The sequence below is a fragment of the Pandoraea sp. XJJ-1 genome (genome assembly GCF_026802345.1).
GTDB lineage: Bacteria > Pseudomonadota > Gammaproteobacteria > Burkholderiales > Burkholderiaceae > Pandoraea > Pandoraea cepalis.
The window spans coordinates 4491603-4518508 of record NZ_CP113827.1 but is presented as its reverse complement, the minus strand read 5'-3'; the positions used below and the strand labels follow the sequence as shown (position 1 = coordinate 4518508).

General features: G+C 63.5%; 25 protein-coding genes and 1 pseudogene. 23 read left to right on the top strand and 3 right to left on the bottom strand.

Annotated elements, in window-relative coordinates; translation table 11 throughout:
• Window positions 1-221: 221 nt before the first annotated feature.
• Complete coding sequence (locus OYT13_RS20845) at window positions 222-3446, bottom strand: Rne/Rng family ribonuclease (protein WP_268566874.1); 3225 nt, start codon at window positions 3444-3446, stop codon at window positions 222-224.
• A gap of 621 nt (window positions 3447-4067) precedes the next feature.
• Here OYT13_RS20845 and OYT13_RS20840 point away from each other — a divergent pair.
• From OYT13_RS20840 to OYT13_RS20825, 4 genes are all read left to right on the top strand, one after another.
• Entirely contained in the window at window positions 4068-5072 is a 1005-nt protein-coding gene (locus OYT13_RS20840) for an RluA family pseudouridine synthase (RefSeq protein ID WP_026131693.1), read from the top strand.
• Window positions 5059-5721, top strand: a complete 663-nt coding sequence (locus OYT13_RS20835; RefSeq protein WP_017232494.1) for an HAD family hydrolase — start codon at window positions 5059-5061, stop codon at window positions 5719-5721. Before OYT13_RS20840 ends, OYT13_RS20835 begins: the two co-directional genes overlap by 14 nt.
• The gene (locus OYT13_RS20830) at window positions 5718-6134 is read left to right on the top strand and encodes a Rieske (2Fe-2S) protein (protein WP_268566873.1); all 417 of its coding nucleotides are present in this window, start codon (window positions 5718-5720) and stop codon (window positions 6132-6134) included. The genes OYT13_RS20835 and OYT13_RS20830 overlap by 4 nt, the downstream gene beginning before the upstream one ends.
• Window positions 6135-6197: 63 nt before the next feature.
• On the top strand, window positions 6198-7253 hold the full coding sequence (locus tag OYT13_RS20825) for a S49 family peptidase (protein WP_268566872.1): 1056 nt from the start codon (window positions 6198-6200) through the stop codon (window positions 7251-7253).
• Between the two features lie 90 nt (window positions 7254-7343).
• Here the strand turns inward: OYT13_RS20825 and OYT13_RS20820 are convergent, their stop codons facing one another.
• Both OYT13_RS20820 and OYT13_RS20815 read right to left on the bottom strand, forming a co-directional pair.
• Window positions 7344-8060 carry an SAM-dependent methyltransferase gene (locus OYT13_RS20820; RefSeq protein ID WP_017232497.1) on the bottom strand — a complete coding sequence of 239 codons (717 nt, stop codon included), beginning with the start codon at window positions 8058-8060 and terminating at the stop codon, window positions 7344-7346.
• A complete protein-coding gene (locus OYT13_RS20815) occupies window positions 8057-8683 on the bottom strand; it encodes a Maf-like protein (protein ID WP_026131694.1) in 627 nt (208 codons plus the stop codon). Before OYT13_RS20815 ends, OYT13_RS20820 begins: the two co-directional genes overlap by 4 nt.
• A 179-nt stretch (window positions 8684-8862) precedes the next feature.
• Here OYT13_RS20815 and OYT13_RS20810 point away from each other — a divergent pair, with 179 nt between their 5' ends.
• The 19 genes and pseudogenes from OYT13_RS20810 (at window position 8863) to pdxJ (ending at window position 26891) form a co-directional block, all read left to right on the top strand.
• Entirely contained in the window at window positions 8863-9465 is a 603-nt protein-coding gene (locus OYT13_RS20810) for a YceD family protein (RefSeq protein WP_017232499.1), read from the top strand.
• 128 nt (window positions 9466-9593) lie between these two features.
• A complete protein-coding gene (rpmF, locus tag OYT13_RS20805; protein ID WP_017232500.1) occupies window positions 9594-9773 on the top strand; it encodes a 50S ribosomal protein L32 in 180 nt (59 codons plus the stop codon).
• Between the two features lie 118 nt (window positions 9774-9891).
• Window positions 9892-10944 carry a phosphate acyltransferase PlsX gene (gene plsX / locus OYT13_RS20800; RefSeq protein WP_051060079.1) on the top strand — a complete coding sequence of 351 codons (1053 nt, stop codon included), beginning with the start codon at window positions 9892-9894 and terminating at the stop codon, window positions 10942-10944.
• Window positions 10945-10983: 39 nt separating this feature from the next.
• Window positions 10984-11973 (top strand): beta-ketoacyl-ACP synthase III, encoded by a 990-nt coding sequence (locus OYT13_RS20795; protein ID WP_017232502.1) that lies wholly within the window; start codon window positions 10984-10986, stop codon window positions 11971-11973.
• A gap of 140 nt (window positions 11974-12113) precedes the next feature.
• Entirely contained in the window at window positions 12114-13043 is a 930-nt protein-coding gene (fabD, locus tag OYT13_RS20790; protein ID WP_268566871.1) for an ACP S-malonyltransferase, read from the top strand.
• A 24-nt stretch (window positions 13044-13067) separates the two neighbouring features.
• Window positions 13068-13817: a 3-oxoacyl-ACP reductase FabG gene (gene fabG, locus OYT13_RS20785; protein ID WP_017232504.1), complete on the top strand. Its 750-nt coding sequence runs from the start codon at window positions 13068-13070 to the stop codon at window positions 13815-13817.
• 136 nt (window positions 13818-13953) lie between these two features.
• Window positions 13954-14193, top strand: coding sequence for an acyl carrier protein (gene acpP, locus OYT13_RS20780; RefSeq protein WP_017232505.1), 240 nt, complete (start codon window positions 13954-13956; stop codon window positions 14191-14193).
• 147 nt (window positions 14194-14340) lie between these two features.
• On the top strand, window positions 14341-15579 hold the full coding sequence (gene fabF / locus OYT13_RS20775; protein WP_017232506.1) for a beta-ketoacyl-ACP synthase II: 1239 nt from the start codon (window positions 14341-14343) through the stop codon (window positions 15577-15579).
• A 167-nt stretch (window positions 15580-15746) separates the two neighbouring features.
• On the top strand, window positions 15747-16346 hold the full coding sequence (rpoE, locus tag OYT13_RS20770; RefSeq protein WP_017232507.1) for an RNA polymerase sigma factor RpoE: 600 nt from the start codon (window positions 15747-15749) through the stop codon (window positions 16344-16346).
• Between the two features lie 38 nt (window positions 16347-16384).
• Window positions 16385-17080 (top strand): sigma-E factor negative regulatory protein, encoded by a 696-nt coding sequence (locus OYT13_RS20765; RefSeq protein WP_261939771.1) that lies wholly within the window; start codon window positions 16385-16387, stop codon window positions 17078-17080.
• Window positions 17081-18139: a MucB/RseB C-terminal domain-containing protein gene (locus tag OYT13_RS20760; protein WP_017232509.1), complete on the top strand. Its 1059-nt coding sequence runs from the start codon at window positions 17081-17083 to the stop codon at window positions 18137-18139. It abuts the gene before it with no gap.
• 130 nt (window positions 18140-18269) lie between these two features.
• A complete protein-coding gene (locus OYT13_RS20755) occupies window positions 18270-19757 on the top strand; it encodes a DegQ family serine endoprotease (RefSeq protein ID WP_017232510.1) in 1488 nt (495 codons plus the stop codon).
• Between the two features lie 12 nt (window positions 19758-19769).
• Window positions 19770-20015, top strand: coding sequence for a glutaredoxin family protein (locus OYT13_RS20750; protein WP_017232511.1), 246 nt, complete (start codon window positions 19770-19772; stop codon window positions 20013-20015).
• Between the two features lie 199 nt (window positions 20016-20214).
• Window positions 20215-22020, top strand: coding sequence for a translation elongation factor 4 (gene lepA, locus OYT13_RS20745; protein ID WP_130026949.1), 1806 nt, complete (start codon window positions 20215-20217; stop codon window positions 22018-22020).
• An 18-nt stretch (window positions 22021-22038) separates the two neighbouring features.
• Entirely contained in the window at window positions 22039-22953 is a 915-nt protein-coding gene (lepB, locus tag OYT13_RS20740) for a signal peptidase I (RefSeq protein WP_017232513.1), read from the top strand.
• A 276-nt stretch (window positions 22954-23229) separates the two neighbouring features.
• Window positions 23230-24180: pseudogene (gene rnc / locus OYT13_RS20735) on the top strand (ribonuclease III); the annotation flags it as partial.
• Window positions 24181-24239: 59 nt separating this feature from the next.
• Window positions 24240-25133, top strand: coding sequence for a GTPase Era (gene era / locus OYT13_RS20730; protein ID WP_017232515.1), 894 nt, complete (start codon window positions 24240-24242; stop codon window positions 25131-25133).
• Window positions 25120-26133, top strand: coding sequence for a DNA repair protein RecO (gene recO, locus OYT13_RS20725; RefSeq protein WP_261939773.1), 1014 nt, complete (start codon window positions 25120-25122; stop codon window positions 26131-26133). The genes era and recO overlap by 14 nt, the downstream gene beginning before the upstream one ends.
• Entirely contained in the window at window positions 26130-26891 is a 762-nt protein-coding gene (gene pdxJ / locus OYT13_RS20720; protein WP_017232517.1) for a pyridoxine 5'-phosphate synthase, read from the top strand. The genes recO and pdxJ overlap by 4 nt, the downstream gene beginning before the upstream one ends.
• Window positions 26892-26906 lie beyond the last annotated feature (15 nt).

The window sequence follows — 26906 nt, the reverse complement described above, 5'->3', positions numbered from 1 at the left end:
TATCGGTACCCAGGCATTCGCTGCGGGACGTCAAACCCGTTCTGAGCGTCACGATACGGGGCGGGCCGGGCGGGCACAAGTCGGGACAACGTGGGGTCGCAAGGCGAAAAGCGATCCCCAATGGCAAAAAAGGAGGCCGAAGCCTCCTTTTCCAACATCACGTCAGGCGGATGGTCGCCAGCGGAACGGGTGCCGCTGCCTGTGCGTCACGCTATGGCACGTTAGGCCACGTGATCCGACGAGCCGCGCGTTTCCACTTGCTCCATCGGGCCACTGCTGGCCGGCGTGGACGGACGGCGCTCGCGCGGCACATGCGGTGCCGGTGCAGCTTGCGCTGCGGCCTCCTTGGCGGCGCGGTGCTTGTCGGCGTCTGTGTGGACCCAGACCAGACCCACACTTGCGAGCGACGACTCCAGCTCGGTGCTTTCCAGCGCGGGCGCTACGGCGGCCGGGGCCGCCCGAGTCGTCGCGACTTCCGTCGCGGCAACGGTGGCTACCGCTGCGGTCGGTGCGGTCGGTGCCGGCGTTTGCACCGGCTTCGCCGTTTCGACCATCTCCACCGGCGTCGACGGTGCGGCGGGTGCCGTCGGCGCGGGGCTGACGTCTGCCGGGGTGCTGGCAATGGCTGCCGTGGCGGCGATCTCGGTCAGGGCCTCGGCCGGGACGGCAGGCTGCGCCGGGATCGGCGTGGCGGCAGGCAACGGCGCGCTGACCGGCGGGACCACCGGTGCGGCGACTTCCACTGCAGGCAGCGGTGCCACGTTGACCGGGGCGATCGGTTCGGCGATGACCGGCGACGAGACTTCCGGCAGCGCGAACGGCGCGGCTTCGGTCACGCGTGCCACGGGGACTTCCGCCGGCTCGACGTGAACCGGGGCGGGCGTCGATCCGACCTGCACCGTCGGCACATCGGCCGCCGTGACAGTCTCTGCCGCAATGACGGGCGCTGCAGCACGAGCCGGGACATCGATCGCGGTGGTGTCGACGGCTTCGTGCGTCAACACCGGGGCGTGCACACCTTCCTCGCCGGTCGATGTTGCGCCTTCGGCCTGCTCGCCTTCGCCATGGAGTTGCTGCTCATTGGCCTCACGCTCGCGACGGCCACCGCGGCGACCGCGACGACGGCTGCGGCGGCGCTCTTCACCCCCTTGCTCGCCTTCCTCGCCCGCGAGAAGCGCTGCGCCTTCGACCTGCGCCGTCAGACGATCCTGTTCGAGATCTTCCTGCTCTGCGACGAGCGGGGCGGCTTGGGCGATGCGTTGCGGCGTGGCTTGCTGGCCGTCTTCCCCTTCGGGCTGACGACGATCACGACGCTCGTTGCGGTCGCGACGATTGCCGCGTTCGCGACCTTCGCGCGGCTCGCGACCTTCCTCGGCACGCACGTCCTGAGCCGGCTGACGCGGCTGCGCTTCGTCGCGCTCACGCTTGTCACGGCCTTCCTGACGCTCGTTGCGATCACCGCGTTCGCTGCGCTCGGCACGTTCCGGACGGGCGGCGCGACCCTCACGGCCTTCGCGGCCTTCACGGCCCTCACGACCTTCACGCGCCGGTTGGCCGGCGTTGTCCTTGCCGGACTTGCTGTCGTCGCGAGCATTGCCACGACGGTTGCGGTTTTGCTGATGCGGACGTTCGTGGCGCTCGCGCGGCGGACGAACGTTAGGCTTGGCCGGTTCTTCGACCTGAACCGGTGCCGGGGCCGCAGGCTCGAGACCCAGCAGGCGCTTCACGAAGCCGATGAAGCCACCGCTGCGTGCGGGGGCTGCGGGCGCGGGCACGGTCGCGGCGACGGGGGCAGGACGCGGTTGCGCGGCCGGTGCCGGCTGTTCAGGCGTAATGCCCTTGACGGCGGCTTCCTGGCGCGGGCGCACGTCTTCCTTCTTCTTGCTGTAAGCCGCCGGATCCTCTTCCAGGGCACGCGCTGCCTCTTCGGCGAGGACGTAGCTGGCCCTCGGGGTATCCAGACGCGGATCGTCGAAACGCAGGCGCTCGAGCTTGTAGTGCGGCGTTTCGAGATGCTTGTTCGGGATCAGCAGCACGCCGACCTTGAAGCGTGCCTCGATCTTGTTGATTTCCTGGCGCTTTTCGTTGAGCAGGAACGCGGAGACTTCGACCGGCACCTGGCAGTGGATGGCTGCCGTGTGCTCCTTCATCGCCTCTTCCTGGATGATGCGCAGGACTTGCAGGGCCGACGATTCAGCGTCGCGGATGTGGCCGGTGCCATTGCAGCGCGGGCAGGTCACGTGCGTGCCTTCCGACAGCGACGGACGCAGACGCTGGCGCGACAGTTCCATCAAGCCGAAACGCGAGATCTTGCCCATCTGGACGCGTGCGCGATCGTGCTTGAGCGAGTCCTTCACACGTTGTTCGACTTCACGCTGGCTCTTGGCCGACTCCATGTCGATGAAGTCGATCACGATCAGGCCGCCCAGGTCGCGCAGACGCAGCTGGCGCGCCACTTCATCGGCCGCTTCCAGGTTGGTGCGAAGCGCCGTTTCCTCGATGTCGGCGCCCTTGGTGGCGCGCGCCGAGTTCACGTCGATCGACACGAGCGCTTCGGTGTGATCGATCACGATCGCGCCGCCCGAAGGCAGCGGCACTTGGCGTGCGTACGCCGTTTCGATCTGATGCTCGATCTGGAAACGCGAGAACAGCGGCACGTCGTCGCGATATTGCTTCACGCGATTGAGGTGATCGGGCATGACCACCTGCATGAAGTTACGCGCTTGCTCGGAGATTTCTTCCGTATCGATGAGGATTTCACCGATATCGGGTTGGAAATAATCGCGGATGGCGCGAATGACGAGGCTCGACTCGAGATAGATCAGCGCCGAGTCGCGCGGCAGTTCGATGTTGGTGGCGGCGCCTTCGACGGCGCGCCAGAGTTGCAGCAGGTAGTTCAAGTCCCACTGCAGCTCTTCGGCCGAGCGGCCGATGCCTGCGGTGCGGGCGATGATGCTCATGCCTTCCGGCAGTTCGAGCTGACCCATCGTCTCGCGCAGTTCCTGACGGTCTTCGCCCTCGATGCGGCGCGACACGCCACCGCCACGCGGGTTGTTCGGCATCAGCACGAGGTAGCGGCCGGCCAGCGAGATGAAGGTCGTGAGGGCGGCGCCCTTGTTGCCGCGTTCTTCCTTTTCGACCTGAACGATGAGTTCCTGGCCTTCGGAGAGGGCGTCCTGGATGCGCGCATTGCGCACATCGGCACCTTCGCGGAAGTACGCGCGGGCGACTTCCTTGAACGGCAGGAAGCCGTGACGGCCTTCGCCGTAGTTGACGAAGCAGGCTTCGAGGGAGGGTTCGATACGGGTAATAATACCCTTGTAGATATTGCCTTTGCGCTGTTCGCGGCCGGCCGTCTCGATATCGATATCGATGAGTTTCTGCCCATCGACAATTGCCACGCGCAGTTCTTCCTGCTGCGTGGCGTTGAACAACATGCGTTTCATGAAAACGACTCCCACCCGCCGCAGTTGCCAATGTGCAGTGCGTCGGGCACGTATCACTCGAGTTATCCAACACGCGAGGTTCGAGCCGGGAGTGGAAGAATTGCCGGGGGGTCCGGGCGATGAGGCCAACGGACGCAATGGCGCCAGCGAATACGTTATCGCGCTCACCCGGATCCGCCGAGGCACCGGAAAATTCCGGCCCGGCGCGGATCACTTCGGGCTTGCAGTCCCTACCAAGAGATACTGGACGAGAAACTTCATCAGCGTTTTCTCGGGGCGCCTGCCGACACTTTTTCTTCTTGTGACGGCGCCTCACCAAGACTCTTGCGCGAACGATACTCAGCAAAGCGATCAGCCCAGACAATCGAACCCGGGCTGACCACCAAAAAATTCTATAACCACCAACTCTATCCGCATCCCGCGCGCTGCGACCGAAGCGGCCTATGGGCCCACTTCCTGCCGACGCTGCGTGATGTGCGTGCGCTCGCTGCTCCAGGGTCACCGGACGAGCAGCCTGCCCGGGGTGCAAGTAAAATACCGTTTTGAGGTCAGCACCGACAGAGGTGGGGATTTGGCATGATTCCCGCTACCGCCACCTCTGTTGGGCAAATTATATTCATAATGAATGAGTTAGGCAAAAATCGGCAGAAAATGGTTTCGCCGGCGTCTCCGCCGCAGGTTCGACTGGTCGAAGTCGACGACGGCTCGGCCGGCCAGCGGATCGATAATTTCCTCTTGCGCGAGTGCAAAGGCGTGCCGAAAAGTCACATTTACCGCATTTTGCGTAGCGGTGAAGTGCGCGTAAACAAAGGAAGAATAGATGCTACCTATCGCCTTGTGCTTGGCGATATCATTCGTATTCCGCCGGTTCGCGTTGCGGCGCCGGCTGCCGAAGCGCCGGCCTACGTTCCCGCCGCCACCTTCCCCGTGTTGTTCGAAGACGATTACCTCATGGCGATCGACAAGCCGGCCGGGGTGGCGGTGCATGGCGGCAGCGGCGTGTCGTTTGGGGTGATCGAGCAACTGCGCCGCGCTCTGCCGCACCTGAAGTTTCTTGAACTGGTGCACCGTCTCGACCGAGAAACATCCGGGATCCTGCTGCTCGCGAAAAAGCGCTCGGCGCTGGTCGGCATGCACGAGCAGATCCGGCACAACCGGATGGACAAGCGTTACCTGGCTTGCGTCACGGGCGAATGGCGGGACCGTCAGCGTGCGGTCAAGGCCCCACTGTATAAGTATGTGACGGCAGAGGGCGAGCGTCGCGTGCGTGTACAGGAAGACGGTCAGGCATCGCACACGGTATTTCGCATGATGGAGTCGTATCCGCCCTATACGTTGCTCGAAGCGGAACTGAAAACGGGGCGGACCCATCAGATTCGCGTTCACCTGGCGCATTGCGGTACGCCGATCGTCGGTGACGACAAGTACGGCGACTTCACGCTGAACAAGACATTGGCCCGTCCCGGCGCCCGTCCCGGCATCAAGCGGATGTTTCTGCACGCGTGGCGGCTGAAGTTCAACCATCCGGTTTTAGATACGCCGATTGCGTTGGAAGCGGCGTTACCGCCAGAATGTCAGCAATTTCTGAACCAACTTCGAGGCGCTTCTGCCGATGCCAAGCCCTGAGTTCGACCTGGTCGTGTTCGACTGGGACGGGACGTTGATGGACTCGACGCCCACCATTACCCGCTGCATCCAGGCCGCCTGCCGCGATCTGGGGCTGCCCGTGCCGTCCGACGAGATCGCGAGCCACGTGATCGGCCTCGGCCTGCGCGATGCCCTGCAAATGGCCGTGCCATCCCTTGACCCCGCGCACTATCCGCGCCTGTCTGAGCGCTATCGCTTTCATTATTTGATAGGCGACAAGGAGACCGTGTTGTTCACCGGAATCCGTGAGTTGCTCGAAGCCTTGCGCGCGCGGGGGCGTTTTCTTGCCGTGGCGACGGGCAAGTCGCGTGTCGGTCTGAACCGGGCGCTCGAAGCCGCCGGGCTGATGCGGATGTTCGACGCAACGCGTTGCGCCGATGAGACATTTTCGAAACCGCATCCAGCCATGCTGCAAGAGCTGACGCGCGAACTCGGTCAGGACCTGCGTCGCACGGTCATGATCGGCGATACCACGCACGATTTGCAGATGGCGCACAGTGCAGGAACGTCCGCCGTGGCCGTGGCTTACGGCGGTGCGCATCCGCGCGAGCAACTGGTGGCGCTGGAGCCCGCGTATTGCGCCGGGAGCGTGGCCGAGCTGCGCGACTGGCTGCTGGAGCGCGTGTGAGCGAGTCCGTCGTGCCGCTGCCGATCTGCGCGGGCGCCGCGCTCGAGGATGGGGGGCGCGGCGTGCGTTTCGAGGTATGCGTGAGCGGTCGTCGTACCCCGGCGTTCGTGATTCGCTATGGCGGGCACGTCTACGCCTATCTCAATCAGTGCGCTCATGTGCCGATGGAACTCGACTGGTCTGAGGGGCAGTTCTTCGAAACGTCCGGCTTATACTTGATGTGCGCGACGCACGGCGCAACCTATGAGCCCGATACGGGGCATTGCGTTGGTGGCCCGTGTCGCGGCGGTGCGCTGCAGCCCGTGCACGTGGAGGAGCGCTCGGCTGACCCGAACGGGGGCGATGCCGCTCACACGACCGTCGTCTGGTGGCCCGATGCGTACATCGAAGCGCCCGGACCTTCGACACACTGACGACACGACATCCCGGTTTCAATCGCAGTTTTCGCTTTTTACCCAAAGTTCTCTGGATACTTTATGGCTGACGCCCTGCCGCCTGATTCGCCCCGCACCGAACCTGGTTTTCCTCCGCCCGGTGGGCGGTCGTCGTCGGCAGCGGGGGCCGGCGCGGGCCGCGATCCGGGCGAGGTGAAGCTCTGGGAGCGCGAAATGCTGGAAAAGGTGTTGATGGCCGGCATTCGCGAGCAACGCGCGTCGCGCCGCTGGAAAATATTCTTCCGGCTGCTGGCGCTGGCGATCGTCGCGCTTGTCATCTGGTCGATTTCCGATTTCGATGGCGGTACGGCAACGGTCGGCGCGGGCTCCGGCAAACATACCGCGCTGGTCACGCTGAGCGGCGAGATCGCGCCCGACAGTCAGGCGAGCGCCCGGAAGATCAACGCGGCGCTCGAATCGGCTTTCGAAGACTCGTCGGCGGCGGGCGTGATTCTACGCATCAACAGCCCTGGCGGCAGCCCGGTTCAGGCCGGCATGATCTACGACGACATCATGCGTTTGCGGGCGAAGTACCCGAAGAAGCCGCTGTATGTCGTGGTCGAAGAGATTTGTGCCTCGGGCGGCTACTACGTTGCGGCGGCCGCCGACAAGATCTACGTCGACAAGGCGAGCATCGTCGGTTCCATCGGCGTGTTGATGGATGGCTTCGGTTTCACCGGGTTGATGGACAAGCTCGGCATCGAGCGGCGATTGCTGACGGCTGGGCGTAACAAGGGGTTCCTTGACCCGTTCTCGCCGCAGACGGATCAACAGAAGACGTATGCCCTCGACATGCTCGAGCAGGTCCATCAGCAGTTCATCGGCGCGGTGAAGAAGGGGCGTGGCAATCGACTGAAGGACGACCCGGATCTGTTCAGCGGCCTGTTCTGGACGGGCCAGCGTTCAATCGAGCTGGGTTTGTCGGACGGCCTCGGCACGGTCGATTCGGTGGCCCGCGACGTACTCAAGGCGCCGAATCTCGTCGACTACACCGTCAAGGAAAACTTGCCTGAGCGCGTGGCGCGACGTTTCGGTGCGGCCGTGGGTGCCGCGGCGATGAAGACGATGATGATGGGCGCGACCCTCTCGCTCAAGTAACGCCCACGCATCGCGGAACGCAAGCACGCAAGCGACAACGCCACGGAAGATCTCCGTGGCGTTGTCTTTTGCTGAGGCCGATAGCGGGCGTTACTGGCCCAGAAATAGGAAAATGGCGGGGCGCTTGTGCAGATCGATACGCGTCTGAGGCCATCCCTGGATCCGATGCGTGACAATCTGCTCGCCGTCCTGCGTGACGTCGACCGCGACGCACAGCAGGGTGGAGGCGTCGCAGGTCTGCAGTAGCGCATCGAGCATGGCCTTGTTGCGATAGGGCGTCTCGATGAAGATTTGCGTCTGCTTCTCCTTGCGCGAGCGTTGTTCGAGTTCGCGCAAGCGCTTCGCTCGATCGGCCGCGTCCGTCGGCAGGTAGCCGTGGAAGGCGAAACTCTGCCCGTTCAGTCCGCTGGCCATCAAGGCGAGCAGGATCGAACTCGGGCCGACGAACGGCACCACGCGCACCCCTTTCTCGTGCGCCCGTCGCACCAGCAGCGCACCCGGGTCCGCCACGGCCGGGCAGCCGGCCTCCGAGACGAGGCCGCCATCGGCACCGGCAAGCATCGGCGCGAGGAGCGCATCGATGGCCGCTGCCGGCGTGTTGACGTTCAACTCGCGAATGTCGATTTCCTGAATCGGCGTGGACACCCCGACCAATTTGAGGAATGCTCGCGTGCTCTTGGCCTGTTCGCCGACAAAATACGTCAGACCGGCCGTCACGTTGCGGACGTCTTCAGGCAGTACCGCCGGCAGGCCGCCGCGGGTGTTCGTGCCAAGCGTATTCGGGATCAGATACAGCGTGCCGCTCATGCTGGCGCTCCTGTTGCGTCGGGGCCGGGGCCTGGCAGGCGAATGCCGGTGTTCATCAACATGGTCGTGAGCGCAATCAGCGGCAAGCCGATGAGCGCGGTCGGGTCGTCATTCTCGATGGTTTCGAGCAGCATGATGCCCAGTCCTTCGGATTTGGCGGCGCCGGCGCAGTCGTAGGGTGTCTCGGCATGAAGATAGGCGGCGAGCACCTCGTCGGGCAGATTGCGGAACTTCACCCGTGTCACGACATCTTTGGCCTGACTTTCGCCGTTGCGGGCATCGTGCACGCACAGGGCGGAGTGAAACTCGACGACCTTGCCGCGCATGTCGCGCAACTGTGTCATGGCGTTCTCGAAATTGCCGGGTTTGCCGATCTGGCGGCCTTCGAACGTGGCGACCTGGTCGGCGCCGATGACGATGGCGCCCGGTCGGCGCCCAGCCACCGCCCGGGCCTTCTGACGGGCCAGGCGCAGCGAGGTATCGTGCGGCGTCTCGCCGGGGACGGGCGTTTCGTCGATGTCCGGGACGTCGACCGTAAAGGGCACGCGCAGGCGCTCGAGCAACTCACGTCGATAGCGCGATCCGGAGGCCAGGATCATGGGTGGCGGGGGATGTGCGGTCATCAGGTTTAAGTGTTTGACGAGAAACGAAAAACTATTTAGAATTCACGGCTTTTGCAATCTGGCGCTCGGTCCCGCCAGTCTGCGCGGTACGGGTCCAAACGTCCGGAAACGGTGTTGGATCAAGGCGCTGCGGGTGGCAGGGGACGTTGAAAACGCGCTCAGATGCGCCAAAGGCAAGGATGAGCGTGATGAACGAATATATCGTCGATCTGTTCGAATTCGCGCGTACCGGCCGGGTGGCGGAAGGTGACGTGCAACTTGCGGCATTGCCGCGCATGGTAACCGAAGTGCCTGCCGAAGTCTCGGCGTCGGGGCGCGCCCAGGGCGTGTTCCACTGGCGCGCCGCAGGCGTCGAGAAGCAGGTGCTGCGTGCCGACGGGAAGCCTGCGGTGGCGCAGTTCCTGACGCTGTCGGTCGAAGGCCCGATGTGGCTCGAATGCCAGCGATGCCTTACGCCGTACCAGGAGCCGCTCGATTCGGAGACGACCTTCGAGGTTGTGCGTGACGAAGCGGCCGCGGAAGCCCGGCCCCTCGATGAAGATGAGTTCGAGGCGTTGGTCGGCTCCAAACATTTCGATTTGCGCGAGCTGATCGAGGAAGAATTGCTGTTGGCTTTGCCGATCGTGCCCAAGCACGAGGTGTGTCCGACTGTGCACGAAAGCCTGGCCACGGGCGACGACGGGTTGACCGAACCTGCCCCGCCGCCCGAAGAAGAGGATAAGCCGTCTCCGTTCGCGGCGCTGGCAGCGCTCAAGCGCTCGCCGGACAAGGACGGAAAGTAACGTGCGGCCGGGTCTCCGGCGCACCAAAGTACAAGTTTGCGTTAGTCGCACAGGTCGGGCCGACAGGCCGACACCGTAGGGCGGCGCTCGAACTGTGTTAAAATTTCGCGATATTTTGAGGAGTTATCATGGCCGTTCAACAGAACAAGAAGTCGCCGTCGAAGCGCGGCATGCACCGTTCGCACGATTTCCTGACCGCGCCGGCGACTGCCGTCGAGCCGACGTCGGGTGAGACGCATATGCGTCACCACATCTCGCCGAACGGTTTCTACCGTGGTCGCAAGGTCATCAAGACCAAGAACGACTAACTCGGCCCTCCAGGCGATACGCGCCCATCATGGCGCTGTTTGATCGTCCGATGTGGCAAAAGCGGCACTCATCCTGCCGCTTTTTTTGTTACCTGTACCGCAAGCCAATCACGTCGACATGACAGTCACCCTGACGATCGATTGCATGGGCGGAGATCACGGCCCATCGGTGACGGTGCCGGCCGCGGTTCGCTTCGTGCAGTCCACCGACGATGTCGAACTTGTGCTGGTCGGACAGCAGGAGGTCATTAACGCGCAACTCGCAAAGTTGCGCGCGACGGATCATCCGCGCCTGTCCGTGGTCAACGCGACCGAAGTTGTCGCGATGGACGACTCCGTCGAGACCGCCCTGCGCAGGAAGAAAGACTCCTCGATGCGTGTGGCGCTCAACCTGGTCAAGGACGCGCGCGCGCAAGCCTGCGTATCCGCCGGCAATACCGGCGCGTTAATGGCCGTTTCGCGCTATGTGCTCAAGACGCTGCCGGGCATCGAGCGGCCCGCCATCGCCACCGTGCTGCCGAACCAGAAGGGCGGTTACACCACGATGCTCGATCTCGGCGCGAACGTCGATTGCGAGCCGACCCATTTGCTGCAATTCGCCGAGATGGGTCATGCGCTCGTCGCGGCGGTCGATGGCAAGGAGCGTCCGTCGATCGGCCTGCTTAATATTGGCGAAGAAGTCATCAAGGGCAACGACGTCATCCGGCAGGCCGGCGAGCTGTTGCGCGGCTCCACGCTTAACTTCTACGGCAACGTGGAGGGCAACGATATCTATCGCGGCACGACCGACATCGTCGTGTGCGACGGATTCGTGGGCAATGTTGCCCTCAAGACTTCCGAAGGCCTGGCACAAATGCTCGGCGACATGATCCGCGAAGAATTCACCCGTACGTGGTGGACGAAGGTGATCGCTGTCGTTGCGCTGCCGATTCTCTCCCGCTTCAAAAGCCGCGTCGATCATCGCCGTTACAACGGGGCAGCATTGCTCGGGTTGCGTGCGCTCGTGATCAAGAGCCATGGCTCCGCCGATGCCTACTCGTTTGAATGGGCCATCAAACGCGGCTATGATGCAGTTCGCAACGGCGTGCTCGACCGTTTGTCGCGCGCCATGCATGAGAATCAGACCCAGCTCCAGGACAACAAGCCGGTGGGCGCCATTCCGGCGCTCTGACGCCGGCGGCCTCGCTCCGGCGCTCTAACCGATCATAAGATGACTCAGTCCGCGATTCATTCCCGCGTCGTTGGTACCGGCAGCTACCTGCCGGCGCGCCGCGTGACCAATCAGCAGTTGGCCGACGAGCTGGCCACCCGTGGCATCGAGACGAGCGACGAGTGGATCGTTGCTCGCACCGGTATCCAGGCTCGCCATTTCGCCGCGCCCGATCAAACGAGCAGCGACATGGCGGTGGAAGCCGCCAGGCGCGCGCTCGACATGGCCGGCTTGAGCGCCAACCAGCTCGACCTCATCATCGTCGCCACGTCGACGCCGGATTTCGTGTTCCCGAGCACCGCCTGCCTCGTGCAGAACAAGCTCGGTATCGACAACGGCTGCGCGGCGTTCGACATTCAGGCGGTTTGCTCCGGCTTTGCCTACGCCATGGCGACGGCCGACAACTTCATTCGCACCGGTGCGTACCGCAACGTCCTCGTGATCGGTGCCGAGACCTTCTCGCGCATTCTCGATTTCACGGACCGCACGACCTGCGTGCTGTTCGGCGACGGTGCGGGCGCGGTCGTGTTGCAGGCGTCCAGCGAGCCGGGCATTCTGGCGAGCGCGCTGCATGCGGACGGCAGCCACGCGAACATTCTGTGCGTGCCGGGCAATGTGAGCGGCGGCGCGGTGCAGGGTGAAGCGTTCCTCTATATGGACGGCCAGGCCGTGTTCAAGCTGGCGGTGCGCGTGCTGGAAAAAGTGGCCAACGAGGCCCTTGAGAAGGCCGGTTTGGCGGCGTCGGCGATCGACTGGCTGATTCCTCATCAGGCCAACCTGCGCATCATGACGAGCACGGCCCGCAAGCTCGGACTGCCGGAAGAGAAGATGGTCGTGACCGTCGACCAACATGGCAATACGTCGGCCGCGTCGATTCCGCTGGCGCTCGACGTCGCGGTTCGTGACGGGCGCATCAAGCCGGGCCAGAACGTCATGATCGAAGGCGTGGGCGGCGGCTTTACGTGGGGCGCCGTGCTGTTCCGCATGTAAGTGGACCCGGCGCCAAGGCGCCACGCGGACCTGACGGTGGGCCTTCGGGGCGCCGCGTGGGGCGGCGCGCCCCACGCCGCCAGGTCGGTGCGCGACAGGGGGCCGCAATGTTTCTGAATCTGACTGCAAAACCAGGCGCTATGACATTCGCTTTCGTTTTCCCGGGACAAGGTTCCCAATCGGTGGGCATGCTCGATGCCTTCGCGGACAACGCGGTAGTGCGCGAGACCCTTGCCGAAGCTTCGGATGCCCTTGGGCAGGATATGGCCACGCTTATCGCCGCCGGCCCGGCCGAAGACCTCAATCTGACGACCAACACTCAGCCGGTGATGCTCACCGCCGCCTACGCGATGTACCGCGCATGGTTGGCCGAGGGCGGTGCCAAGCCCGCGTTCGTTGCGGGCCACAGCCTCGGTGAATACACGGCGCTGGTCGCCGCGGGCGTCATCGCGTTCAAGGATGCCGTGCCGCTCGTGCGTTTTCGCGCGCAAGCGATGCAGGAGGCCGTGCCCGTCGGGCAAGGGGGCATGGCGGCCATTCTGGGGCTGGATGACGACACCGTTCGCAACGTCTGCGCCGAAGCATCGGCCGCGGGCGTCGTCGAGGCCGTCAATTTCAATGCTCCGGCACAGGTCGTGATTGCCGGCGCGAAGGCGGGCGTGGAAAAAGCCTGCGAACTGGCGAAGGCCGCCGGGGCAAAGCGCGCGCTCGTGCTGCCGGTGTCGGCGCCGTTCCACTCGTCGCTGCTCAAGCCGGCGTCGGATCGTCTGCGCGAATATCTGGCCGACGTGACGTTCAGCGCGCCGCAGATTCCGCTCGTCAACAACGTCGATGTCGCCGTCGAAACCGACGTGGCGCGCATCAAGGAGGCGTTGGTGCGTCAGGCCGCGGCGCCGGTGCGCTGGGTCGAATCGGTCAAATGGCTCGCGGCGCAGGGGGTGACCCAAGTCGTTGAATGTGGTCCGGGCAAGGTGCTGAGCGGCCTGACCAAGCGCATCGACGGCACGCTCACCGGGCTCGCGATCACCGATCCGGCGTCGCTCGGCGACGTGCGCGCGCAACTCTCGTAAGACACAGTCAAGGGTATTTCTCTCATGAGCAAGCAACTCGATAACCACGTGGCGCTGGTGACCGGCGCTTCGCGCGGCATCGGTCGTGCCATTGCCCTCGAACTCGCTCGCCAGGGGGCGACGGTTGTGGGCACCGCCACCAGCGAAGCCGGCGCGCAGGGCATTACCGCGTATTTCAGCGAGGCCGGTGTGACGGGCAAGGGCATCGTCCTGAATGTAACCGATGCCGAAGGCGTGGCTGCGGCACTCGACGACATCCTCAAGCAGTACGGCAAGCTCGACGTCCTCGTCAATAACGCCGGCATCACGCGCGATAATCTCGCCATGCGGATGAAGGACGACGAGTGGGACGACGTGATCGACACGAACCTCAAGGCGATCTTCCGTCTGTCGCGAGCGGTCATCAAGCCGATGATGAAGGCGCGCAGCGGCCGCATCATCAACGTGACGTCGGTCGTCGGCTCGGCGGGCAACCCGGGCCAGGCCAATTACGCGGCCGCCAAGGCGGGCGTTGCCGGGATGGCCCGTTCGCTGGCCGCTGAGATCGGCAGCCGAAACATCACCGTCAACTGTGTCGCCCCGGGCTTCATCGACACCGATATGACCAAGGCGCTGGGCGAAGCGCAGCACGAGGCGCTCAAGGCACGGATTCCGCTGGGCCGCCTCGGTGCGCCGGAAGACATCGCCAACGCCGTGGCGTTTCTCGCGTCGCCGCAGGCGGGTTACATCACCGGGACGACGCTGCACGTGAACGGTGGCATGTTCATGAATTAAGGGAATTTCGTCGGAATTGTGCTAATAATGCGCAATTTTGAGCGATATTGAACATTATTTGGCGCAGGCTAACTTTGCTTGGCAAACCTGTTAAAATGCGCGCACTTGTCTGAACTAACTACCCCGGAGGGTTTGAATGGATAACATTGAGCAACGCGTCAAGAAGATCGTCGCCGAACAACTTGGTGTGAACGAAGCTGACGTCAAGAACGAATCCAGCTTTGTGAACGATCTCGGCGCCGACTCGCTCGACACGGTTGAGCTGGTGATGGCACTGGAAGAAGAGTTCGAGACGGAAATCCCGGACGAGCAAGCTGAAAAGATCACCACGGTGCAGCAAGCCATCGATTACGTTCAAGGCAATTCCAAGGCCTAAGAGGCCCGCGGAGGATCGCCTGGACGGCCGGGGTGCCGACCGGTTCCCGGCGCCAGGCATGCCTGTCAGCCGCAGGGAGCACAGGGTCGAACCCTGTCGCCTCTGTGGCTTTTGTTTTGTAAGACCCAGCAGAAGAAGGGGAGTATCGTGAGTCGTCGTCGCGTCGTCATTACCGGTCTGGGCCTGATCTCGCCGGTCGGCAACACTGTTGCCGAGGGTTGGGAGAATCTGGTCGCAGGCCGTTCGGGCATCGCCAACATCACGAAGTTCGATGCGAGCGAATTCAAGGTGCAATTCGCCGGCGAAGTCAAAAACTTCGAGACCGAGAAGTATCTGTCGGCCAAAGAAGCGCGCCGCATGGATACCTTTATCCATTACGGCCTCGCCGCAGGCATTCAGGCGTTCGAAGACAGTGGCCTCGCCGTCACCGAAGCGAACGCGGAACGTATTGGCGTGCTGGTCGGTTCGGGCATTGGCGGTCTGCCGATGATCGAAGACACGCATGACGATTTGCTCAAAGGCGGCCCGCGCAAGATTTCCCCGTTCTTCGTGCCGGGCTCGATCATCAACATGATCTCGGGCCACCTGTCGATCAAGTACGGCCTGAAGGGGCCGAACCTGGCGATCGTTACCGCCTGCACGACCGGTCTTCACTGTATCGGTCAGGCCGCGCGCATGATCCAGTACGGCGACGCGGATGCGGTGCTTGCCGGTGGTGCAGAATCGACGGTGTCGCCGCTGGGGATTGGCGGTTTTGCCGCGATGACCGCGCTGTCCACGCGCAACGACGATCCGGCGACGGCCAGCCGTCCGTGGGACAAGGATCGCGACGGCTTCGTGCTGGGCGAAGGCGCCGGCGTGATGATGGTCGAAGAGTACGAGCACGCCAAGGCGCGCGGCGCGAAGATTTACGCCGAGCTGACGGGCTTCGGCATGAGCGCCGACGCGTATCACATGACGGCCCCGTGCGAAGACGGCGACGGCGCGCTGCGCGCCATGACCAACGCGCTGCGCGATGCCGGCATCAATGCCGATACCGTGAACTATGTGAATGCGCACGGCACGTCGACCCCGCTGGGCGATATCGCCGAGACGGTTGCCGTCAAGCGCCTGATGGGCGATGCCGCCAGGAACGTCGTGGTGAACTCGACCAAGTCGATGACCGGTCACCTGTTGGGTGGCGCGGGCGGCCTGGAGTCGGTGTTTACCGTGCTGGCCGTTCATCATCAGAAGTCGCCGCCGACGATCAACATCTTCAATCAGGACCCCGCTTGCGACCTGGATTACTGCGCAAACGTGGCGCGCGATCTGAAAATTGACGTCGCATTGAAGAACTCTTTCGGATTCGGCGGGACTAACGGCACGCTGGTCTTCCAGCGAGTCTAAGTTCGCGGGACGCCGCGCAGGCGTCCCGTTCCGCTGACCCACGCTCCGGTGAGTGTGCCCGGGCGTGCGGCGTAACAGACACTTCCCGCCGCGGTGGCCCGTGCTGCCGTGGAGCCATCAGGCCCGACCGGGGCCTGGCCGCCAGAGAAAATACGGATCCCAATCAGGTGAGTGAACGAGAAATCGACCAGGCGCTCGTCGAGCGCGTGCAAAAAGGCGACAAAGCCGCCTTCGAGCTGCTGGTCGCGAAATATCACCGCAAGATCATCCGCCTCGTATCGCGGCTCGTGCGCGACGCCGCCGAGGTCGAGGATGTGACGCAGGAGGCCTTTATCAAGGCCTACCGTGCCTTGCCGCAGTTTCGCGGCGAGTCGGCGTTCTATACCTGGCTGTATCGTATTGCTGTCAACACGGCAAAGAACCACCTGGCAACGCAGGGACGCCGTGCACCGACTTCGACTGAAGCGAACGCTGAAGAAGCGGAAACTTTTGCCGAGGCTGATCAACTAAGGGATATCAACACGCCTGAGTCGTTGCTGATGAGCAAGCAGATTGCTCAAACGGTCAACGCGGCGATGGAGGCTTTGCCCGATGAGCTTCGAACGGCCATTACCCTGCGGGAAATCGAGGGGTTGAGCTACGAAGAGATCGCCGAAGCCATGGGGTGCCCGATCGGAACGGTCCGTTCGCGAATTTTCCGGGCGCGTGAAGCGATTGCCAGCCGGCTCAGGCCGCTGCTGGACACGCCTGACGGCAAGCGCTGGTGAGCGCGCCGCCGGGGAAGTTATTTTCGTTAGGGGATATCATGGGATCAGCGACGGTGCAAACGCAGCGGGGGCTGCAAGCCGAGCGAATTTCCGCGTTGGTGGACGGGGAATTCGATTCGGACGAGCTGGCTGCCCTGCTGGATGAGGCTGACGCTTCCGGCCGGCCTTTGTGGGACGACTACCACCTGATTGGAGACGCCTTGCGTTCCGATGAGTTGACGTTGCCGCGATCGGAGTCGGCCTTCATGGCGGCCTTCTCGGCGCGCCTCGAAACCGAGCCTCACCTCCTCGCGCCGGCCGCACTGGTCGATGCCCAGGCAAGCGCCGCACAGGGCGCCAAGACCGCGGGCTCGCGCGTCACCCGTATCAATCCGTTCCTGCGCGTACGCCGCGTGCTGCCAACGGCGGCTGCCGCGGCGGCCGTGGCGGCGCTGTCATGGGTCGTGGTGCCGCGTCTACAGGATCACCCAGCCGGCGGCACGCAGCCGCAGGTGTTGGCTCAGGCCGCAACGCCGGCCGCCGGGGGCAGTAACCTCACGCGCGTTACGCTGTCGCAACCGTCGCAAGCCGCCGTGGCGGCCAACGGCGCGAGTGCGGGGGCGCCGAACGATCTGATCGTGCTGCGCGATGCGCGGCTTGACCAGTATCTGGCGGCACATCAGCAATATGCCCCGACGCCGATCGGCCAGGGCGTTTCCCCTTATATGCGAGCCTCGGCGCAAGCGGACGAATAAATGCAGCGCCTGAGTATCGAATCCTTGCCACGTGCGCCCATCGGGCGCACCTTCTTCCTGTTCGCCTTGCTGCTGGCGACCACGCTGCAATCGCAGGCGTGGGCCCAGGCTTCCGCGCCGACGAACGACCCGCTGATCGAGCGGCGCGAAGTCGGCGCGTGGCTCAACAAGATCCATCGCGCGGCGCAGACGCAAAACTACATCGGTACATTCGTTTATCAGCGTGGTTCGACCATGCGCTCTTCGAAGATCAGTCACTTCGCCGAGAAGGGTAACGAGTACGAAGCGCTCGAGACGCTGGACGGACGTCAGCGCCGCATTCTTCGGCAGAACGACGATGTCTACACGCTCATTCCCGAGCAGAAGACCGTGTTTCTGGAAAAGCGCGAGAGCAAGGACTCGTTCCCTGCCTTGCTCGCCACGCCCAATCGCGATGTGCTCGACTATTACGCACCGAAGCTGCTGCCGAATGAGCGCATGGCGGGCTTTGACTGCATGGTGATCGAACTCACGCCAAAGGACGAGTACCGCTTCGGCTACCGGCTGTGGGCCGATCGCAACACCGGCCTGTTGCTGCGCGCACAGACCCTCGATGCCGAAGGCCATTTGCTCGAGCAGGCGGCGTTCTCGCAGATCTCGATCGGTGTGCCGAGTGAGAAGGCGCGCATCGTGCACGCCATTCAGGCAACGCATGGCTGGCATGTCATCAAGCCGCAAATCGTACCGATGCATCTGTCCGATGCCGGCTGGAGCATCGACGTCGACAAGAAGGTGCCGGGGTTCAAGGCGGTGCGCGAAGTGCGTCGCACCATGCGATCGACGGCCGACGGCAAACCGTTGGAAGTCCAGCAGGTGGTATATTCAGACGGCATGGCCGGACTTTCGGTATTTATCGAACCGGCCACGCGAGAGCGCAAGGAAGGCCACGGCAGCGCCGGCGCGACGAATATTCTCATCAAGCGCTTTGGTGACTACTGGCTGACCTTGCTTGGCGAAGTGCCGCAGGCAACCTTGCAGCAGTTTGCTTCCAGTATCGAGTACAAACAGCCGGCGAAGTGACCGGCTGTCGGGTGGGCCGCGACCGGTGACGGTGCGGTCCGGGCAGCGAGGCACCGACAGACGCAATGCCCTGTCGGAGGGCTGGACTGCCTTCAAGCATTCCGAGACTATCGCGCACCACGATCTTCCAATGAAGAAGACCTTCCTGCTTCGTGTCATCCTTGGCGGTGCCATTGCCGCGCAATTGGCGGGGGCACCTGCTGCTTTTGCCGCCCCTGCCTCGGGGTCGGCGGCGCCACTTGTCAGCAATCTTCCCGATTTCACCCAGTTGGTCGACCGAGTCGGCCCGGCCGTCGTGAACATTCGGACGACCGAGCGCGTCAGCCGCAGTCAGAGTGGCTTGCCGCCCGGCATGGACGGCGACATGGCCGAGCTGTTCCGCCGCTTCTTCGGTGTGCCCCTGCCGCAGCAGCCGGGCCCGAAGGGCGGTACGCCCCGACGCGGCCAGCCGCAGCCGGATGAAGAGCAGAACAGCGGCGTCGGATCGGGCTTCATCGTCTCGGCCGACGGCTACATCCTGACCAACGCGCACGTGGTCGATGGCGCCGAAAGTATCTACGTCACCCTCACCGACAAACGCGAGTTCAAGGCGAAGCTGATGGGGGCGGACAAGCGCACCGACGTCGCCGTGGTCAAGGTCGACGCCAAGGACCTGCCGACCGTGCCGGTGGGCGACTCGAACAAACTGCGCGTTGGCGAATGGGTGGTGGCGATCGGTTCGCCGTTCGGTCTCGACAATACGGTAACGGCGGGCATCGTATCGGCCAAGGGCCGCGATACGGGCGATTACCTGCCGTTCATTCAGACGGACGTGGCCGTGAACCCGGGCAATTCGGGGGGGCCGCTCATCAACATGCGCGGCGAGGTGGTCGGCATCAACTCGATGATCTATAGCCAGACCGGTGGCTTCATGGGCATTTCGTTCGCGATCCCGATCGACGAAGTCATGCGCGTGGCCGACCAGCTCAAGAAGAGCGGCAAGGTCGTGCGCGGCCGGATCGGCGTGGCGATCAGCGAGGTCAGCAAGGAGGTCGCCGATTCGCTGGGGCTGCCGCGGGCGCAAGGCGCGCTGGTTCGCAGCATCGAGCCGGGGAGTCCGGCCGAGAAGGCGGGGGTGCAGCCGGGTGACATCATCATGAAGTTCGAGGGCCGGGCCGTCGATCATGCGACCGACCTGCCGCGCATGGTCGGCGAGACCAAGCCCGGTTCGAGCGCGATGCTGCAGGTGCTGCGCAAGGGCAAGAACCAGGACTTGCGCATCACCGTCGCGGAAGCCGATACCGATACGCCGAAGGCGTCCAAGGCGCAGAGCGGGAGTGCGGACACGCCCCACCCGAATGCGCTGGGCCTGGTGGTCTCCGACCTGACCGAGTCGCAGAAGAAGGACATGAAGCTGCGCGGTGGCGTGCAGGTCGAACTGGCCGAAGGTTCGGCGGGACGGGCCGGTTTGCAGCAGGGTGACATCATCCTGCGCGTGGGCGATGCAGACATCGTCAGCGCGAAGCAATTCGAGGACGTGGTCAAGGCGCTCGATCCGAAGCGCCTCGTGCCGATCCTCGTGCGGCGCGGCGATGCCACGCAATTCGTGCCGCTGCGTCCGCGCACGCCCGGCAAGTAATACCGCTGTCTCATGCATACGCCGGCGCTGACGCTCTATGGCCGCAAGTGGTGTCATCTTTGCGATGACATGCTTGCGGCGCTCGAAGCGATGCGTCCGGCGTGGAATTTCTCCGTCACCGTCATCGACGTCGACAGTGACCCGGCGCTGGAAGCGCAATACGACGAGATCGTGCCGGTGCTTGCGCTTGGCGAGCGCGAGTTGTGCCGGTATCGTTTCGACGCAGCGGCGGTCGCTGCCGCATTGCGCTCAGGTTGACGTTTCGCGCTATCCGCTCCCTGCCTCGAACGACGCCCGATCGTCTCAAGCTTCCCGCCATTTCCGATGGACTGCCGCGATACATGCGATTCCAGACGGCATCGCCACGCTTTCGGCTAAAATATCGTGTTTGCCGATTCTCTCGAAAGTCGCTGCCGAGCCGAATCCGATGGCACCGACTCTTCTCTAGCCTCGCCTCATGGACCATATCCGCAATTTTTCGATCATCGCCCACATCGACCACGGGAAATCGACCCTGGCCGATCGCATCATCCAGTTGAGCGGCGGTCTGTCCGATCGTGAAATGGAATCCCGGGTCCTCGACTCGATGGATCTCGAGCGAGAGCGTGGCATCACCATCAAGGCACAAACGGCCGCCCTGGAATACAAGGCGCGTGACGGCAAGGTGTACAACCTGAACCTCATCGATACGCCGGGCCACGTCGACTTCTCGTACGAGGTGAGCCGCTCGCTCTCCGCATGCGAGGGCGCACTGCTCGTGGTGGATGCCTCGCAGGGCGTGGAAGCGCAGACCGTGGCGAACTGCTACACGGCGATCGAGCTGGGCGTGGAAGTCGTGCCGGTGCTCAACAAGATTGACCTGCCGTCGGCCGAACCGGAGAACGCGATCCAGGAGATCGAGGACGTGATCGGTATCGAGGCAACCGACGCCGTGCGCTGCTCCGCGAAGACCGGCTTCGGCGTGGAAGAGGTGCTCGAAGCGCTCATCGCCAAGGTTCCGCCGCCCAAGGGCGATGCCGCCGCCCCGCTGCAAGCGTTGATCATCGACTCGTGGTTCGATAACTACGTGGGCGTGGTCATGCTGGTGCGCATCGTCAACGGCACGCTCAAGCCGAAGGAAAAAATTCAGTTGATGGCCACGGGCGCGACCTACCCGGTCGAGCAAGTGGGGGTCTTCACGCCGAAGTCGCAGCCGCGCCCGTCGCTGTCGGCCGGCCAGGTGGGCTTCATCATCTCGGGCATCAAGGAACTGGGCGCCGCGAAGGTCGGCGATACCGTCACGCATGCGCTGACGACCACGACCAAGCCAGCGCCCGAGGCGCTTCCGGGCTTCAAGGAAGTCAAGCCGCAGGTGTTCGCCGGCCTCTACCCGGTCGAGGCGAACCAGTACGACGCGCTGCGCGAATCGCTCGAAAAGCTCAAGCTCAACGACGCCTCGCTGCAATACGAACCTGAAGTTTCGCAGGCACTGGGATTCGGTTTCCGTTGCGGCTTCCTGGGCCTGCTGCACATGGAAATCGTGCAGGAGCGTCTGGAGCGCGAGTTCGACATGGACCTCATCACCACGGCGCCGACCGTGATCTATGAGGTGGTCGAGCGCGATGGCACGGTGACCACGGTGGAAAACCCGTCGAAGATGCCGGATCCGGGCCGTATTGAAGAAGTGCGCGAGCCGATCGTCACGGTCAACCTGTACATGCCGCAGGAGTATGTCGGCTCGGTGGTGACGCTGTGTCAGCAAAAGCGCGGCGTGCAGATCGATATGCAATACCACGGCCGTCAGGTGCGCCTCATTTACGAAATTCCGATGGCCGAGATCGTGCTCGACTTCTTCGATCGTCTGAAGTCGGTGTCGCGCGGTTACGCGTCGATGGACTACGAGTTCAAGGAGTACCGCACGTCGGACGTCGTCAAGGTCGACATGCTGATCAACGGCGACAAGATCGACGCGCTGTCGATCATCGTGCACCGTTCGGAGAGCCGCCGTCGCGGCGCGCAGGTCGCGTCGAAGATGCGCGAAATCATTCCGCGCCAGATGTACGATGTGGCGATTCAGGCGGCTATCGGCGCAAACATCATTGCCCGTGAGAACATCAAGGCTTTGCGCAAGAACGTGCTGGCCAAGTGCTATGGTGGCGACATCTCGCGCAAGAAGAAGCTGCTTGAGAAACAGAAGGAAGGTAAGAAGCGCATGAAGCAGGTGGGGAGTGTCGAGATTCCTCAGGAAGCGTTCCTTGCCATTTTGCAAGTCGAAGACAAATAACGTAGCGACAGGTCCCGCATGAATTTCGCCCTGATTCTTTTTGTCCTGGTGCTGGTGACCGGGGTGGCCTGGTTGGCCGACAAGTTGGTGTTTCAACCGGCGCGCCGCCGGGCAGCACAGGACGCCCTGGCGCAATTCGATCAACAGCAGCTTGCCACGCAGGGGTCTGGCATCCAGGGCTCCGGCTCACAGGATAGCGGCGTGATCGCAAGTGCGCGTGCGAAAGTGCGCGACGACAAGCTGCGTCAGCCCTGGTGGCTCGAGTATTCGGCGAGCTTCTTCCCCGTGATTCTCGCGGTGTTCGTGCTGCGCTCGTTCGTGGTCGAGCCGTTCAAGATTCCGTCGGGCTCCATGATTCCGACGCTGCTCGTGGGCGACTTCATCCTCGTGAACAAGTTCGACTACGGCATTCGCCTGCCGGTGGTCAACAAGAAGATCATCTCGATCGGTGAACCGAAGCGGGGCGATGTGATGGTGTTTCGCTACCCGAAAGATGAGTCGATGGACTACATCAAGCGCGTGATCGGCCTGCCGGGCGACGTGGTGGCCTACGAGAACAAGAAGCTCACGGTGAACGGCCAGCCGGTGTCGGAGACCGCCATGCCGGACTACTTCGACGAGGAGCATATCGCCTACTTCAAGCAGTTCGAAGAGACGGTGGGCGGCGTGAAGCACCGCATTCTGAACGACCCGAACGTGCCGCCATACATCCTGGGCGCCGACGACTTTCCGAACAAGCAGAACTGCCAGTACAACAGCCAGGGCGTGATCTGCAAGGTGCCGGAGGGCAACTACTTCATGATGGGCGATAACCGCGACAATAGCGCGGACAGCCGTTACTGGGGCTTCGTGCCCGAGCAAAACATCGTGGGCCGGGCCTTCTTCATCTGGATGAATTTCTCGAACCTCAAGCGCTTGGGCGGCTTCCAGTAAGCTTGCCGGTCGACGGGGAGGCCATCCCCCCCGGGCGACGGTTTGATTAATGCGGAAATTGGCGATAAAAAGCCGATTTCCGCATTATTATTTTCAATTTTGAATTAAATGATGCGACGGGAAAGGGACACGGGGGAGATCGATGTATCGTCACCCCGGAAATGTCCGATCCCGCCCCCTCTCGCGAGTCCGAAAAGCCCGCCGCAAGGCGGTCCGGCCCGTCGTTTCTTGGCGACGACGCGCGCCGGGGCGGGAGCGTCGCGCTATACTTGCGCCATGCCTCAATCTCTGAACCCACTGGAAGAACGTCTCCAGTACCGCTTCCACGATGCGGAATTGCTTTGCCAAGCACTGACGCACCGTAGCCATAGTGCCGCCAATAATGAGCGGTTGGAGTTTCTTGGCGATTCCATCCTCAACTGTTCGGTCGCAGCGATCCTGTTCCGTCGCTACGGCAAGCTCGACGAAGGCGACCTCTCGCGTGTGCGCGCCAATCTCGTCAAGCAGCAATCCTTGTACGAAATCGCGCAGACATTGGGCGTCTCCGAATTCCTGCGCCTGGGCGAAGGCGAACTCAAGAGCGGTGGTTTCCGTCGCCCGTCGATTCTGGCCGATACCCTTGAAGCGCTGTTCGGGGCAATGTATCTCGATGGCGGGTTCGAGGCGGCGTATGCCGTGATCGAGCGGTTGTACACGCCCGTGCTTGAACATGTCGATCCGAAAACGCTCGGCAAGGACGCCAAGACGCTGCTCCAGGAATACCTGCAAGGCCACAAGATTGCGCTGCCGCAGTATACGGTGACCGCGACGCACGGCGCTGCGCACAACCAGCAGTTCGAGGTGGAGTGCACGGTGCCGAAGCTCGACATCAAGGCCGGCGGATCGGGCGCGAGCCGACGAGCGGCCGAGCAGGCGGCTGCCAAGAAGGCGCTGGAGGAAGTGCAGAAGATGCCGGCACTTGCCAAGCCGAAGGCCGAAAAGAGCGCCAAGGCCGCAAAGAAGCGGGCGGCGAAGGCTGCGGCATCCGAGGCGAAAATGGCGGAGAGCGTCGGGCAGATGCGCGCTGCGCCGGCCATGACGGCGCCCGTTGGCAACGGTGCCGCTCGCACGGCGACAGCGCCCGCGGAAAAAACGGCCGACAAGGCAGCCGATAAGGCCACCGACAAGTCTGCCGAAAAACCTGCGGCTGAGAAGTCGGACGCCGCCAAGCAGCCCCCGGCCGCCGCCTGAGCCCCATTCAGGGGAAGGGCGCAACGCGCCGCCCCCTTTCAAGAGAGTTTCCAAACATGAACGATAAGACGGATTTTCGCTGCGGGACCGTGGCGATCGTCGGGCGTCCGAACGTCGGCAAATCGACACTGCTCAACGCCCTCGTCGGTCAGAAGATCAGCATCACCTCGCGCAAGGCGCAGACGACGCGGCATCGCATTACCGGCATTTGCACCACGGACGATGCGCAGTACATCTTCGTCGACACGCCGGGGTTTCAGACGCGTCACGCCACTGCGCTGAACCGATCGCTCAATCGCGCCGTGACCTCCACGCTGTCCAGCGTCGATGTCGTCATGTTCGTCATCGAAGCGGGCAACTTCGGGCCGGACGACGAGAAGGTGCTCAAGCTGCTGCCCGACAACACCCCGGTGCTGCTCATCGTCAACAAGTTCGATCGCATTGCCGACAGAGCGGAAATTCTGCCGTTCCTGAAAAGGGTGGGCGACCTGCGCGACTTCCGCGAGATCGTGCCGCTGTCCGCGAAGCGTCCAGACGATACCCAGCGGTTGCTTGGGGTGTTGCGTCCGTACCTGCTCGAAGGCGAGCCGATCTATGGCGAAGACGATCTCACCGACCGAAGCGAGCGGTTCATGGCGGCCGAGATCCTGCGTGAGAAGGTGTTCCGCTGGACGGGCGACGAGCTGCCGTACACAAGCACGGTGATCATCGACAAATTCGAGCAGGAAGGGGATCTGCGCCGCGTGTTCGCAACGATTCTGGTCGATCGCGACAGCCACAAGGCGATGATCATCGGCAACAAGGGGGCGAAGCTCAAACAGATTTCCACCGATGCCCGTCTCGATATGGCGAAGCTCTTCGACGGGCCCGTGTACCTGGAAGTCTGGATCAAGGTGAAGGGTGGCTGGGCCGACAACGAGGCCGGCCTGCGGGCGTATGGCTACGAGTGAACCGGACACCTTACGTGACGAGATTGCACCGCCGGACGATGTGACGTTGGCGGCAAGCAGCGCCTCGGCTGCCGGTGCGCCGCTGACGTCGGTCCCTCGTACCTCGCACGCCGGGGCAATCGGAGCGCGGCCGGCTCGCCAGGCGCGCAGTGCGCGCGCGCGGAGTGTCGACGACGATGCGTCGGACGCATTCCAGCACGCCGAAGCCACCGCCGATACCGTCAAGCGCGAAGCGAAACGCGTGCGCCGTGCGCCATCGCCCGCCCGGGCGGCCGAGCGCGAGCAAAGCCGCGTGACCGAGCAGCCCGGCTTTGTGCTGCACAGCTATCCCTACCGCGAAACCAGCCTGATCATCGACGTGCTCACGCGCGACCACGGCCGCGTCGCGCTCGTGGCGAAGGGGGCCAAACGTCCGCACTCGGCGCTGCGTGGCGTACTCCAGACGTTTCAGCCGCTCTCGCTCGCCTGGCTTGGCAAGGCAGAGCTGCGTACGCTGACCAAGGCTGAGTGGGTTGGCGGATTGCGTCCGCTTGAAGGCGATGCGCTGCTCAGCGGCTTCTACCTGAACGAATTGCTGGTGAAGTTCTGCGCGCGCGACGATCCGCACGACAAGCTCTTCCAGCACTATCTGACCACGCTGCATCATCTCGCGCATGGTGAGCCGGCGGGTATCATCCTGCGGGCATTCGAGCGCGTGCTGCTGCGTGAGACCGGTTACGCCGTGGCGTTCGACCGCTGCACGCAGACGCGCGGCAAGGTCGCGCCCGAGCGCCGCTACGTGTTTCATCCAGACCGGGGGGTACGCCCGGCGGGCGGCGATGAACCGTCGGACTGGCCGGTCGTCATCGGGCAGACGTTGCTCGACATGGAGCAAGACGATTATTCCCGGGCGCAGACCGTGCAGCAAAGCAAGCTGCTCATGCGCTTTCTTCTCAACCACCACTTGGGCGGCGTTCCGCTCAACACGCGGCAGATCCTGCTCGACCTGCAAAAACTATGAGCCTCTTCTTCCACGGCAACCCCATCGACCTCGGGGTGAACATCGATCACGTCGCCACGGTGCGCAACGCGCGCGGCACGGCCTATCCCGACCCGGTCAGGGCGGCATTGCTGGCTGAAGCGGCGGGCGCCGATGTCATCACGCTGCACCTGCGTGAAGACCGTCGTCATATTCGCGACGACGATGTGGCGAATCTGCGCGACAAGCTGCTCACGCGGATGAACCTCGAGTGTGCCGTGACGGACGAGATGCTGGCGATCGCATGCCGCACCAAGCCGCACGACGTTTGTCTGGTGCCGGAGCGTCGTCAGGAACTGACGACCGAAGGCGGGCTGGACGTCGTCGGTCAGTACGACCGTGTGGCTGCCGCGACGCAGCAACTCGGCGAAGTGGGCAGCCGTGTGTCGCTGTTCATCGATCCGGACGAAGCGCCGATCCGCGCGGCGGCGCGCATGGGCGCGCCGGTGGTCGAGCTGCACACCGGCCGCTACGCGGAGGCGCACGACGAGGCCACGCGCGAGGCCGAGTTCGCCCGCATCGAACGCGCCGTCGCGCTCGGTCTGTCGTTGGGCCTGCGCGTCAACGCCGGACATGGCTTGCATTATGAAAATGTGCAGCCGATCGCCGCGATCGAGGGCATTTCCGAACTGAACATCGGACACGCGATCGTCGCCCACGCCCTTTTCGTGGGCTGGGAGAACGCCGTGCGCGAGATGAAGGCCATCATGGTCGCCAGCCGCATCGCGGCGCGCGGCTGAGTCACGACGCCTTTC

Excerpts from the sequence above, each read along its gene's own strand:
- pdxJ (WP_017232517.1), top strand. The coding sequence starts at position 26,130 with ATGAGCCTCTTCTTCCACGGCAACCCCATCGACCTCGGGGTGAACATC.
- lepA (WP_130026949.1), top strand. The coding sequence starts at position 20,215 with ATGGACCATATCCGCAATTTTTCGATCATCGCCCACATCGACCACGGG.
- OYT13_RS20815 (WP_026131694.1), bottom strand. The coding sequence starts at position 8,683 with ATGACCGCACATCCCCCGCCACCCATGATCCTGGCCTCCGGATCGCGC.
- era (WP_017232515.1), top strand. The coding sequence starts at position 24,240 with ATGAACGATAAGACGGATTTTCGCTGCGGGACCGTGGCGATCGTCGGG.
- OYT13_RS20765 (WP_261939771.1), top strand. The coding sequence starts at position 16,385 with ATGGGATCAGCGACGGTGCAAACGCAGCGGGGGCTGCAAGCCGAGCGA.
- fabG (WP_017232504.1), top strand. The coding sequence starts at position 13,068 with ATGAGCAAGCAACTCGATAACCACGTGGCGCTGGTGACCGGCGCTTCG.
- OYT13_RS20825 (WP_268566872.1), top strand. The coding sequence starts at position 6,198 with ATGGCTGACGCCCTGCCGCCTGATTCGCCCCGCACCGAACCTGGTTTT.
- OYT13_RS20820 (WP_017232497.1), bottom strand. The coding sequence starts at position 8,060 with ATGAGCGGCACGCTGTATCTGATCCCGAATACGCTTGGCACGAACACC.
- OYT13_RS20760 (WP_017232509.1), top strand. The coding sequence starts at position 17,081 with ATGCAGCGCCTGAGTATCGAATCCTTGCCACGTGCGCCCATCGGGCGC.
- acpP (WP_017232505.1), top strand. The coding sequence starts at position 13,954 with ATGGATAACATTGAGCAACGCGTCAAGAAGATCGTCGCCGAACAACTT.
- rpmF (WP_017232500.1), top strand. The coding sequence starts at position 9,594 with ATGGCCGTTCAACAGAACAAGAAGTCGCCGTCGAAGCGCGGCATGCAC.
- OYT13_RS20810 (WP_017232499.1), top strand. The coding sequence starts at position 8,863 with ATGAGCGTGATGAACGAATATATCGTCGATCTGTTCGAATTCGCGCGT.
- OYT13_RS20840 (WP_026131693.1), top strand. The coding sequence starts at position 4,068 with ATGAATGAGTTAGGCAAAAATCGGCAGAAAATGGTTTCGCCGGCGTCT.
- fabD (WP_268566871.1), top strand. The coding sequence starts at position 12,114 with ATGACATTCGCTTTCGTTTTCCCGGGACAAGGTTCCCAATCGGTGGGC.
- plsX (WP_051060079.1), top strand. The coding sequence starts at position 9,892 with ATGACAGTCACCCTGACGATCGATTGCATGGGCGGAGATCACGGCCCA.
- OYT13_RS20835 (WP_017232494.1), top strand. The coding sequence starts at position 5,059 with ATGCCAAGCCCTGAGTTCGACCTGGTCGTGTTCGACTGGGACGGGACG.
- OYT13_RS20795 (WP_017232502.1), top strand. The coding sequence starts at position 10,984 with ATGACTCAGTCCGCGATTCATTCCCGCGTCGTTGGTACCGGCAGCTAC.
- OYT13_RS20755 (WP_017232510.1), top strand. The coding sequence starts at position 18,270 with ATGAAGAAGACCTTCCTGCTTCGTGTCATCCTTGGCGGTGCCATTGCC.
- lepB (WP_017232513.1), top strand. The coding sequence starts at position 22,039 with ATGAATTTCGCCCTGATTCTTTTTGTCCTGGTGCTGGTGACCGGGGTG.
- OYT13_RS20845 (WP_268566874.1), bottom strand. The coding sequence starts at position 3,446 with ATGAAACGCATGTTGTTCAACGCCACGCAGCAGGAAGAACTGCGCGTG.
- OYT13_RS20750 (WP_017232511.1), top strand. The coding sequence starts at position 19,770 with ATGCATACGCCGGCGCTGACGCTCTATGGCCGCAAGTGGTGTCATCTT.
- recO (WP_261939773.1), top strand. The coding sequence starts at position 25,120 with ATGGCTACGAGTGAACCGGACACCTTACGTGACGAGATTGCACCGCCG.